At 70.8% G+C, this 10,160-nt stretch carries 11 protein-coding genes; 2 read left to right on the top strand and 9 right to left on the bottom strand.

Going from position 1 to position 10,160, the window contains the following annotated elements:
* The 6 genes from Aph01nite_RS39890 to Aph01nite_RS39865 all read right to left on the bottom strand — a co-directional run.
* Positions 1–416: SPFH domain-containing protein (locus tag Aph01nite_RS39890; protein ID WP_275419363.1), on the bottom strand; the 416-nt coding region annotated here is incomplete at its 3' end.
* Between the two features lie 3 nt (positions 417–419).
* On the bottom strand, positions 420–851 hold the full coding sequence (locus Aph01nite_RS39885; RefSeq protein ID WP_204046286.1) for an NfeD family protein: 432 nt from the start codon (positions 849–851) through the stop codon (positions 420–422).
* 57 nt (positions 852–908) lie between these two features.
* A complete protein-coding gene (locus Aph01nite_RS39880) occupies positions 909–2,102 on the bottom strand; it encodes a L,D-transpeptidase (RefSeq protein WP_204046285.1) in 1,194 nt (397 codons plus the stop codon).
* A gap of 28 nt (positions 2,103–2,130) precedes the next feature.
* Positions 2,131–3,165 carry a fumarylacetoacetate hydrolase family protein gene (locus Aph01nite_RS39875; protein WP_204046284.1) on the bottom strand — a complete coding sequence of 345 codons (1,035 nt, stop codon included), beginning with the start codon at positions 3,163–3,165 and terminating at the stop codon, positions 2,131–2,133.
* Positions 3,166–4,326 (bottom strand): homogentisate 1,2-dioxygenase, encoded by a 1,161-nt coding sequence (locus Aph01nite_RS39870; RefSeq protein WP_204046283.1) that lies wholly within the window; start codon positions 4,324–4,326, stop codon positions 3,166–3,168.
* A gap of 73 nt (positions 4,327–4,399) precedes the next feature.
* The gene (locus tag Aph01nite_RS39865; protein WP_204046282.1) at positions 4,400–5,035 is read right to left on the bottom strand and encodes an IclR family transcriptional regulator; all 636 of its coding nucleotides are present in this window, start codon (positions 5,033–5,035) and stop codon (positions 4,400–4,402) included.
* Between the two features lie 34 nt (positions 5,036–5,069).
* Here Aph01nite_RS39865 and Aph01nite_RS39860 point away from each other — a divergent pair, with 34 nt between their 5' ends.
* A complete protein-coding gene (locus Aph01nite_RS39860) occupies positions 5,070–6,173 on the top strand; it encodes an NAD(P)/FAD-dependent oxidoreductase (RefSeq protein ID WP_204046281.1) in 1,104 nt (367 codons plus the stop codon).
* Positions 6,174–6,217: 44 nt separating this feature from the next.
* Positions 6,218–7,444: a hypothetical protein gene (locus Aph01nite_RS39855; protein ID WP_204046280.1), complete on the top strand. Its 1,227-nt coding sequence runs from the start codon at positions 6,218–6,220 to the stop codon at positions 7,442–7,444.
* A gap of 76 nt (positions 7,445–7,520) precedes the next feature.
* Here Aph01nite_RS39855 and Aph01nite_RS39850 read toward each other — a convergent pair whose 3' ends face one another.
* The 3 genes from Aph01nite_RS39850 to Aph01nite_RS39840 form a co-directional block, all read right to left on the bottom strand.
* Positions 7,521–7,727: an EF-hand domain-containing protein gene (locus tag Aph01nite_RS39850; protein ID WP_155346241.1), complete on the bottom strand. Its 207-nt coding sequence runs from the start codon at positions 7,725–7,727 to the stop codon at positions 7,521–7,523.
* Between the two features lie 66 nt (positions 7,728–7,793).
* Positions 7,794–8,846 carry an alpha/beta hydrolase gene (locus tag Aph01nite_RS39845; protein ID WP_204046279.1) on the bottom strand — a complete coding sequence of 351 codons (1,053 nt, stop codon included), beginning with the start codon at positions 8,844–8,846 and terminating at the stop codon, positions 7,794–7,796.
* Between the two features lie 223 nt (positions 8,847–9,069).
* Positions 9,070–10,074, bottom strand: a complete 1,005-nt coding sequence (locus tag Aph01nite_RS39840) for a ketopantoate reductase family protein (RefSeq protein ID WP_204046278.1) — start codon at positions 10,072–10,074, stop codon at positions 9,070–9,072.
* Between the last annotated feature and the right edge of the window lie 86 nt (positions 10,075–10,160).

Genomic DNA, 10,160 nt, shown 5'->3' with positions numbered 1-10,160 from the left:
ATGGTGTCGCGCGAGGTCAGCGTCATCTCCAGGTCCATGCCGCCGACCACGTTCCGCAGGGTGGTCACGGTCAGCTGCTCGACACCCTGGATGAAGTTGGCGATCTCGTACGACGCCGCCCGCGGATCGGTCACCTGGAAGTAGAGCACCGTGTCGATGTCCACCACCAGGTTGTCCTCGGTGATGACCGGCTGCGGCTTGAACGACACCACCTGCTCCCGCAGGTCGATCAGCGGCCGGACCCGGTCCACGTACGGAATGACGAAGTTGAGCCCGGGTTCCAGGGTCCGGTGGTAACGCCCCAGGCGTTCGACGTTGCCCGCACGCGCCTGGGGCACGATCCGTACGGCGCGCAGCACGGTGGTCATGGCGAACAGCACAACGAAGATCAGGACAACGAGCAGGGCGACTTCCATGGGTCACTCCCGGGGGTAGACGAGCGCGGTGGCTCCTTCGATCTCGAAGACGTCAACGGTGGCGCCCACGGGGATGACGAGAGTCTCGTCATACGCGCGGGCCGACCATTCCTCCCCGCCGATGCGGACCCGGCCGTCGCGGCCGGTGACCTCCCTGGTCACGTAGGCGGATTTGCCGACCAGCGCGGACACCCCGAAGCGCTGGCCCGGAGCCTGCTGGATGTGCCGCTGGGCGATCGGCCGGATGACGACCACGCCCGCGACCGAGACCAGCACGAAGACGAGGAGTTGCAGGCCAGGCGGTAGCCCGATGGCTGCCACACCGGCGGTGAGCAGGGCCGCGACCGAGATGATCCCCAGTGCGGCGGTCAGGGTGAAGATCTCCGCGACGCCGAGTGCCGCCGCGAGGATCAGCCAGACGATCCACGAGTCCATTGCCCGCCCTCCATAGCGTTCAACGGACCCCCACTCTGCGGGGTTCCTCTTTTCACGCTACATGTCAGAAACGCGGGAAAGGCGTGGAGTGATGAGCGAATTCACAGGTTTTGTCGCGTGAAGTGCGCTTCCCGCCCGCCACTGGGACCACGACAGCTGCCAGAAGCCCCAGCCGTTCTCCGGTTCCAGTTCGCGGTTGGTGCCCGTGATCAGCACGGGGTCGCCGGGCAGCGAGTGGGCGTAGAACCAGGCGGCATCGGCGGGGGACACGTTCACGCATCCGTGGCTGACGTTTTGCCGTCCTTGGGCGGAGATGTTGTTGAACGCGTGGACGTATTCGCCGCTGTCGGAGATGCGTACGGCGTAGCTGATGAGCTTGTCGTAGTAGCCGGGCTCGCCCTGGACGCGGCCGGGGGACACCATCCGGACGGGGTTGCCCTTGTCTATCACCAGGTGAACGCCGCTGGTGGTGGTGTATTCCCAGCTGGTGCCCCGGCCGGCGCTGACCGGGATCGACCGGACGACCTCGTCGCCGCGCCGGACGACCATGCGGTGCGCCAGCGTGTCGACCGTGCTGATCTGCTTGCGGGAGACGGTGAAGGGGACCGTGCGGTCGGCGGAGCCGTACACGCCGGGGGCGATGCGGACGCCGGCCAGGTGCGCGATGAGGACGATCTTCTGGCGGGCCGGCCAGAAGCGGCGGGTGCGGTAGACGACCTGGGACGGGCCGAACCAGCGCCACGCGCCCTCGACCGGTTTGGCGGCCTTGACCTCCAGGGCGCGTTCGACGGCGGCCCGGTCGGTGACGGGGGTGGCGAAGGTGACGACGATCGGCATGCCGACGCCCGTGACCTGGCCGGGCAGCGGGGAGATGGCCACGTCTCCGGCGGACCCGGACGTCGGCAGGGTGCGGAATCTGGCCGCCTCCCGTACGGGGCCGGCGTCCCCGGTCGCGGTGACGTTGACCACGTGCTCGACGCCGGGCGGTAACGTCCAGGTCGAGCGCCAGTTCGTCCGGCTGTCGTCGAACTCGCCCGGGATGCGCTTGCCCTCCGCGAACGCGGTCACCGCGGCGAGCGTGCCGTCGCGCACCTGGACCACCAGGCCCTGGTCCGGGCGGGCCCGGAATTCACCGGGGCTGGGCGAGATCGTGACGGCGGGCGCCGGAATCCGCGGGCGCGCGTCCGTCGTGACCGACGTGCACCCGCAGCCGAGGACCGCCACCGCGAACAGGGTCACAAGGCGCATCATCATCACTCAGCGTAGCAATCGAGGCTCGCTAGGTGACGGTACCCGACACCTCCCCGAGCGACATCCCGCCGCTGGTCAGGGCACTGATCGTCACCGTGTCGCCGTCCGCCAGGAACGGCCGGCCCAGCTCGATGAACGAGCCGGGGTCCTCCGGCCCGGAGACCGTGCCGCTGGCGAACAGGTCGCCGGTCCGCAGCGTCGCGCCGTTCACGGTCAGATGCGCGAGCATCTGGTCCGGCGTCCAGTACATCCCCCGGTACGGCGGCTCGCTCACCGTCCGCCCGTTGAGCTCCACCCGCAGCCGCAGATCGAGCCCCCAGTCCGCGGTCCGCTTGAGATACCCGAGCGGCTCGGGCTCCTGCGCCCGCCCCGGTACCCGGCAGTGCTCGAGCGCCTCAAGCGGGGTGACCCACGGCGAGACGGACGTCGCGAACGACTTCCCCAGGAAGGGCCCGAGCGGGACGTACTCCCAGGACTGGATGTCCCGGGCGCTCCAGTCGTTGACCAGCGTCACCCCGAACACGTGATCCTCGAAGGCTCCCGGCTGCTCGCCGGGGGCGGTTCCGACGCCGACCACGAACCCCAGTTCCGCCTCGATGTCCAGCTTCTCCGTCGGCCCGAACCTGCCCTCACCCAGCTGCCCGTACGGCCTGCGTACCGGCGTCCCCGACACGACCACCGTGCCCGCCCGCCCGTGGTACCCCACCGGCAGATGCCGCCAGTTGGGCTTCAGCGGCTCCTCGCCGGGCCGGAACAGCCGCCCCAGATTGCTGGCGTGCTCCAGCGAGCAGTAGAAGTCGACGTAGTCGGCCACCTCGAAGGGCAGCCGCAGCTCCACCTCGGCGAGCGGGATCAGGTGGGCGGTGCCCGCGCGCAGCAGCGCCTGGATCCGGCGCCGGGTCTCCTGCCAGGCCGGCCGTCCCAGCGCCAGGAAGGGGTTCAGGCTGGGCGCGCGGAACACGTCCTCGTCCAGCGCGGCGGCCAGATCGAGCACCTGGTCGCCGTAGCGCACCCCGACCCGGTCGTCGAAGACGCCGTAGGGCAGGTTGTCCAGTCCGAACATCTAGCGGGCCCACGTCCACGCGTAGTCCACGTCCTCGCAGGCCAGCGCGCCGGCGCCGAGGTCCAGCGGGCGGAATGTGTCGATCATCACGGCCAGCTCGCTGGTGGCCGTCGCGCCCGACGCGATCACCGCCTCCACCGCGCCCGGCTGCGGGCCGTGCGTGAACCCGGCCGGATGCAGCGAGATCGAGCCCACGTCGATGCCGGAACCGGCACGGGCGGTGTAGTCGCCGCCCACGTAGAACATGAACTCGTCGGAGTCCACGTTGTGGTGGTTGTAGGGGATCGGCACGGCGTCCGGATGGAAGTCCAGCGGACGCGGGCAGAACGAGCAGATCACGAAACCGGGGCCCTCGAAGGTCTGGTGCACCGGCGGCGGGGCGTGGGTGCGCTTCACGATCGGCTCGAAGTCGGCGATGTTGAACACGTAGGGGTAGAGGCAGCCGTCCCAGCCGACCACGTCGAACGGGTGGTTGCGGTAGGTCAGCCTGGTCAGCCCGCCCCGGGTCCTGACCAGCACGGGCACGTCCTCGCCGTCAGCCAGCAGCGGCTCCGACGGCATGCGCAGGTCCCGCTCGCTGTACGGCGCGTGCTCCAGGAACTGCCCGAACTGCGACAGGTACCGCTTCGGCGGCCGGATGTGCCCCGCCGCCTCGACGACGAGCGCGGTCACGGTCCCGCGCGGCACCCACCGGTGGATGGTCCCCGTCGGAATCACGACATAGTCGCCCTCGGCCACCTCCAGCGCGCCGTAGGTGGACTCGAAGGTGGCCCGGCCCGACTGGACGTAGACGCACTCGTCGCCCATGGAGTCCCGGTAGAGCTCACTGACCCGATCCCCGGCCGCGTACGAGATGCGGACGTCCCCGTTCCCCGCCAGCAGCCTCCGGCCCGACACGAGATCCCCGTCGGCCCCCAGCTCCTGGGTGCGGAAGTGCCGCGGCGAGAGTGGCAGGTTGGGCGTCAGCTCCGCCCCCGCCAGGGCCGGTACGGCTTCCGCCTTCACGATGGCCGTCGGCGCGTACCGGTGGTAGAGGAGCGACGAGTCCGAGGAGAAGCCCTCCTCGCCCATGAGCTCCTCGGCGTACAGCCCGCCGCCCGGCCGCGGGAACCGTACGTGCCGTTTCCGGGGCACCTCCCCGACCCGCTGGTAGTACGGCATGATCCCTCCATGTACGGATATCGGACACCTTTGTCCTCTATACGTACGACAGTGCCTGCCCTCGGGCGTCCTGTCAACGACTGAGCGCGTCGGCGAGCTCGCGCGCGGCCCCGACCACCAGTTCGCCGGCCGCCGCCACGTCCAGCTGCCCGAACGTGATCACTCCGACCGACGCCTCCAGCCACGGCAGGCCCGAGATCGGCGCGGCCACGCCCCTCGCCCCCTCCTGCAACTGCCCGGCGGACGCCTGGAAGCCCTCGTCCCCGGCCCGCCGCGCCAGGATCGCCAGCCCGGCCGCGCCCTTGGACAGCGGGTGCCGCGACCCTTCCCGGTAGGCCACGTGCAGGTCCGTCCAGGACGGCTCCACCACCGCGATGGCCAGCCCGTCGCCGCCCTCCGCCACGGTCAGGTGCGCGGTCGCCCCCGCCCGTTCGGCCAGCCGGCGCAGCGCCGGCAGCGCCGCCGCCCGCAGCAGCGGCTGCACGGCCTGGGCGAGGACCAGCACCCCGAACCCGAGATGCACCCGCCCCTCCGCGTCCCGCCGCGCGAACCCCTCCTGCTGCAACGTGGTGAGCAGCCGGTACACCACCGGCCTGCTCAACCCCAGCTCCGCGGCCAGTTCGGTGGGCGTGTGCCCGCGCTGCCCCTCGGCGAGCACGCGAAGCAACCGCAGCCCTCGCTCCAACGTCTGCGCCTGCTCAGCGGCCATTCCTCGATTATGGCCGGTATGACACCCTGGCCCGGTGAAGACCGTAATCGTGGTAGGCGCAGGTATCTGGGGCGCCTCGCTGGCCCTCCGCCTGGCCGAGACCGGCTGGCGCGTCACCCTCATCGAGCAGTACGCCCCCGGCCACATCCGCCAGGCCAGCGCCGGTGAGACCCGCCTGCTGCGCTGCGCCCACGGCCACGACGACTGGTACGCCCGGCTGGCCTGGCAGGCCCGCGACGGCTGGCGCCGCCTCGGCGAACGCGTCGGCGAGGACCTGTTCCTGGAGACCGGCATCCTCTGGTTCGCCCGCCAGGAACACGGCTGGGAGGCCGCCAGCACCCAGGTCCTGAAAAATCTGGACATCCCCGTTGAGGTGCTGGACCCGGCCGACGCGGGCCGCGCCTTCCCCGACTTCCGCGGCGACGACCTGGCCTTCGTCCTGCGCGAACCGCACGCCGGAGTGGTCCGCGCCCGCCGCGCCACCCAGCTCACCTCCCGCCTGGCCCAGGCCGCCGGCGTCACCCTGGTCCGCGCCGAATGCCGACCGCACCCCGACGGCGGCGTGCTCGCCGACGGCGAGGTCCACCGCGCCGACCGGGTCGTCTGGGCCTGCGGCGCCTGGCTCCCCGGCCTCTTCGACCTGCCCGTCACCGTCACCCGCCAGGACACCCTGCACTTCGACGCCCCCGCCGCCTGGGCCGACGCCCCCGCCTTCTGCGAGTACGACAGCTCCGTCTACGGCCACGGCGACATCGACGGCGCCGGCGTCAAATGCACCAGCGACGTCGAGGGCGAGCCCTACGACCCGGCCACCGGCTCCCGCCGGATCCTCCCCGCCAGCGAGACCCTGGCCCGCGACTACCTCAGCCGCCGCTTCCCCAGCCTCGCCGCCGCTCCCGTCCTGTTCAGCCAGGTCTGCCAGTACGGCCTGACCCCCGACGCCGAATGGATCATCGCCGAGGCGCGCCCGCGCGAATGGGTGATCGGCGGCGACTCCGGCCACGGCTTCAAGCACGCGCCCGCGCTGGCCGGCTACCTCGCCGAGATCCTGGACGGGGAGCGCGAACCCGATCCGCGCTTCGGGCTGCACCCGAGGGCCGCGACGCGCGGTCTACGCACCAGCGGTCAGAGCGGTTGATCTCTATACTGTCCGGGGCGATCACCAAGAACCCTGGAGTGAAGATGCGTTTGCGGCGGATTGCGGCCATCGGTGCGATCGCGGGAGTGATCTCGATCGGACTGCCGGGAGCCGTGGCGCACTCGGCTGGGGAGCCCTGCAACGACCAGCTCCCGGCGGGTACGCCGTCGTACGTGGTCTGCCGCTGGCTGGCCAAGCCCGACGAAGCCCTCCAGGTCGCCATGAACTGGCTGGCCGACGACGCCCGCCACCTCCAGCAGGCCGAACCCCACGGCTCCGGCTGGCCGTCCATCGACATCACCTGCACCGACGGCCCCTGCCCGCCCGGCGAAGGCGGCGCGTACGACGAGAACGAGCCGGGCCCGGCCGGGGACGACGAGGACGGCGGGCCCATCGTGTGCGACCCGCCGGGCTCGACCTGCACGGTCGAACCGGACGAGGTGGTGGCCGCCGCGCAGAGCCCCGCCGGGGAGGCCGTGGAGATCGCGGGCACCGAGGGTCTGCGGGTCTGGATCAACACCGAGCTGGCCGACGACTGGAAGGCGGGCGAGCAGCAGTTCGCCGCCGCGGTCAAGCACATCGGCGCGCTGGCCGCCCAGCCGGGCGTGGCCGGGATCCGCTTCACCAACCAGCTCGGCTACAACGACACCTTCGCCACCGCCGAGGAGCTCACCAAGTTCGTCGCCGCCGCCTCGGCCGCGCTGCGCCAGGTCGCGCCCGGCACCAAGCTCGGCATCCACACCGTGGTCCCCGAGTTCGCCTGCGGCGGCCACAACGGCTGCGTGAGGACCATGACCACGCAGTACCCGCTGCTCACCGCCAAGGTCATCGAGCCGCTGCTCACCGGCGGGAAGATCGACCAGCTCACCCTGGACAGCGGCATGGCCCCCGGGTACGGCCAGTGGAAGATCACCCCGCAGGAGGCCAGGCGCAACCAGTGGATCCAGGTCAAGGCCCGCGCCTGGGACGCGCTCGCCCAGGTGGGCGCCGAGGACGCCGGGCTGGTCGGCGGTTCGCTGACCGAGGCGCAGGCCAAGGCCGCCACCGCCCAGCGCGTCGTGCTGCCGCTGGAGGACGGCGCGGCCACGGTCAACGTCTGGTCCCGTTACCTGGACGCCAAGGGCACCGTGCACGGCATCCCCGCCGCCACCTGGGCCCAGCTGGAGAAGCTCGAACCCCTCCAGCGGCGCCTCACCACTTTCTACACGCCCGGCACCGACGACCTCGCGAAGCTGGCCAAGGTCTTCAGCCAGGTGTACATCACGGTCTGATCCGGCACGGGCTGTCACTGACCGGCACTGACCGGCCGGCCTCGGGCCGGCCGGTACCAGCGGCGGTCGGTGGTCGTCAGCGGGCCGACTGGAGCCAGCCGCCGAACTCCTCCAGGTTGATCAGGCCGTCGCCGTCGCCGTCCACCTTGCGGATGACGGCTTCCGCGCCGTCCTCGCCGAGCGGCTGGCCGAGCAGGTCGGCCAGGCGGACCAGCTCTTCGGCGGAGATCAGGCCGTCACCGTCGCTGTCGACCAGGCTGAAGGTCGGGGCGTATTCAGACATAAATCCTCCTCAGGTTTCGCGATCAGCACCTTAGTCGGATAAATGCCGATGAGTTGGGGTTTGGTGTTATGCCAGCAGCCATTCCAGGGCGGTCGGGAAACGCTGGGTCCACCAGTAGTAGTCGTGGCCGCCGATCCACTCCTCGTGGCGTACCCGGCCGCCGTTTCCGCCCAGGCGGCGGGCCCACTCGGCGGAGGCCGAACGGAAGCCCGGTTCCAGCGTGCCGGCGCCGATGTAGTGGCGGCCGAGCGTGTGCACCTCGGCGGGCGGCGGGATGCCCGGGCTCAGGGCGGCCACGCCGGTGAACACGTCGGGGCGGCGCTGCGCGGCGGTCAGCGCCCAGACCGCGCCGTTGGAGAAACCGCCGCTCATCCAGTGTCCTGACGCGGGGAAACGTTCCTCGGCCCAGGGGATGACCTCGTCGATCACGAAGCTCAGATGCGCGGCGAACCGGGCCGGGTCGGCGTCGGGCAGGTACTCCCGGGCGCGCGGGTCCGGATACACGCCCGTGCCGTTGTCGCTGCTGATGCCGACCAGGACGACCGGCGGGAAGTCGCCGTCCAGGATCGCGGGTTCGACGGTCTGGGCGAACAGGCCCACCGCGTGGCCGTCGGCGACGCAGCAGGCCGGGACCAGGCCGCCGGAGATGGGCGGGCGGTAGAGGGTGATGGACCGGGGGCGGCCTGCGAACTCCAGCTCGTGCACCTCCAGCGTGCCGACCAGTTCGCGGGCGACCGGCCGGGACCGGCTCGCCTCCGGGCCGTGCCAGCGGGCCTCGTCGAGGGTTCGCGGAAGCTGGGTGCCGCCGCAGACCAGGGGGACGACCTCGATAACGGCCTCGTCCAGGCGGCGTACGCGCAGGGAGGCCTCCCACAGGTCGTCGGTGTCCTCGACGGGCCAGAGGCCGATGCCGATGCCGCCGGCCAGATCCACCTGATCCGCGGTCCCGCGCCAAACGATGTGCAGGGTCTCGTCGTCGGCCCAGACCGCGAGATTGTCGTCGCCGAGGCGCTTGCGCAGGGAGTCGGGGTCACGGGGAGTCCACACCCGCATGACGTTGACGCCGTCGGGGAGCGCGCTGTCGTAACGCTCAGCGGCTTCACGACGCTCCACGTCCACGGCACTGAAACTAGAGCGCCGCTGCGTCCCCGTAAAGCGTTATTTGGGCGGATTCACCCAACGGATGCGGAAACGGTACGCAAAGGAGTGTGTACAGCGGGTTTCGCCGCTTCCGATGCTGGTCAGCGCCCTAACCATCATTTCCGGATAAGTCACGAAAGTGGTTGCTTCGTCCTACCAGGTCCTTGTGACAATGTGTGACTGATATCTGACGCAGTCGTGTTCAATTAGAGGCGCTGACGGCGTCGATGAGCTGGTTGAGGGTCTCCAGGGGCATCGATCCGGGCTCGCGGCGCTCCCGGGCGAACCGGTTGGCCTCCCGCTGGAGGACCACGTTGACCGGCGTGGCGACGCCGTGCAACCGCCCGAGCAGAGCGACCTCCCCGTTGATGAAGTCGGCCTCGATCGAGCCGCTGCCCTTGGCCAGGCTCTGCCACGATGAGCCGCCCGGCCGGGTGACACCGTCGATCGGCACCAGTTCGACCTGGTCGCCGCGCTTGCCCTCCTCCTCTTCGGGGCTCGCGTACCCGATCCCGGCCGCGTCCAGGACCGCCCGTCCCTCGGCCACCGCCCGGGTCAGTACGGCCTCCCGCCCGGGGCCGGGCCCGCACAGCGCCTCGATGGCGTTGCCCAGGTTCCCCAGCAGCTTGGCGTACTTCCAGCGCATGATGTCGGGGTCGGCCCAGCTGTGGAGAACCCTCCCCGAGAGCGCTTCCGCGACCTGTGCGCAGATGTTATCCACACCCTGTGGATAACATCCGATCGGCAGCATCCCCGACAGCGGCGCCCCATACGCGGCCACCATGCCCGGCTCCAGGTGCAGGGCCGGCAGCCAGACGAGCATTCCGTACACCCGGGCGAAGTGCCGGAGCGCGACACGCTCGTTCTCGACGGCGTTCTGCGCGCAGACGACCGGCAGCCGCTCACCCGCCGTCCCTCCACCCCGCACCGGCGCCCCTGCCCACGCCTCCAGCGCGGCCACCGCGTCCTGCGTCTTCACCGCGAGAACAAGCACGTCATCCGCCGTGAGCTCGACATCCTCCGGCCCCCGCGCAGCCGGAATCGGCAACACCTCGGCCCCCTCCGGCGTGACGAACCGCAGCCCGCCCTCCCTTAGCGCCTCCTGATGCGCCCCCCGAGCCACCAGCACGACCTCATACCCACTCCCGAACAGCCGCGCCCCGACGGTCCCGCCGATAGCCCCGGCCCCAATGATGATGAATCGCATGAAACCGCATCATTCCAGGTGCCCCCAAAGACCGGCTTGGCCACGCCGGTGTCTGGACCCCCAAACCTTCTTCATCCGGCAATCCT

The sequence above is a fragment of the Acrocarpospora phusangensis genome (assembly GCF_016862995.1).
Lineage (GTDB): Bacteria > Actinomycetota > Actinomycetes > Streptosporangiales > Streptosporangiaceae > Acrocarpospora > Acrocarpospora phusangensis.
This window is presented reverse-complemented; position numbering and strand designations above follow the sequence as displayed.

Bases quoted from the DNA above. Each gene is read 5' to 3' on its own strand.
- Aph01nite_RS39885 (WP_204046286.1), bottom strand. From the start codon at position 851: ATGGACTCGTGGATCGTCTGGCTGATCCTCGCGGCGGCACTCGGCGTC.
- Aph01nite_RS39880 (WP_204046285.1), bottom strand. From the start codon at position 2,102: ATGATGCGCCTTGTGACCCTGTTCGCGGTGGCGGTCCTCGGCTGCGGG.
- Aph01nite_RS39840 (WP_204046278.1), bottom strand. From the start codon at position 10,074: ATGCGATTCATCATCATTGGGGCCGGGGCTATCGGCGGGACCGTCGGG.
- Aph01nite_RS39850 (WP_155346241.1), bottom strand. From the start codon at position 7,727: ATGTCTGAATACGCCCCGACCTTCAGCCTGGTCGACAGCGACGGTGAC.
- Aph01nite_RS39865 (WP_204046282.1), bottom strand. From the start codon at position 5,035: ATGGCCGCTGAGCAGGCGCAGACGTTGGAGCGAGGGCTGCGGTTGCTT.
- Aph01nite_RS39870 (WP_204046283.1), bottom strand. From the start codon at position 4,326: ATGCCGTACTACCAGCGGGTCGGGGAGGTGCCCCGGAAACGGCACGTA.
- Aph01nite_RS39855 (WP_204046280.1), top strand. From the start codon at position 6,218: ATGCGTTTGCGGCGGATTGCGGCCATCGGTGCGATCGCGGGAGTGATC.
- Aph01nite_RS39875 (WP_204046284.1), bottom strand. From the start codon at position 3,165: ATGTTCGGACTGGACAACCTGCCCTACGGCGTCTTCGACGACCGGGTC.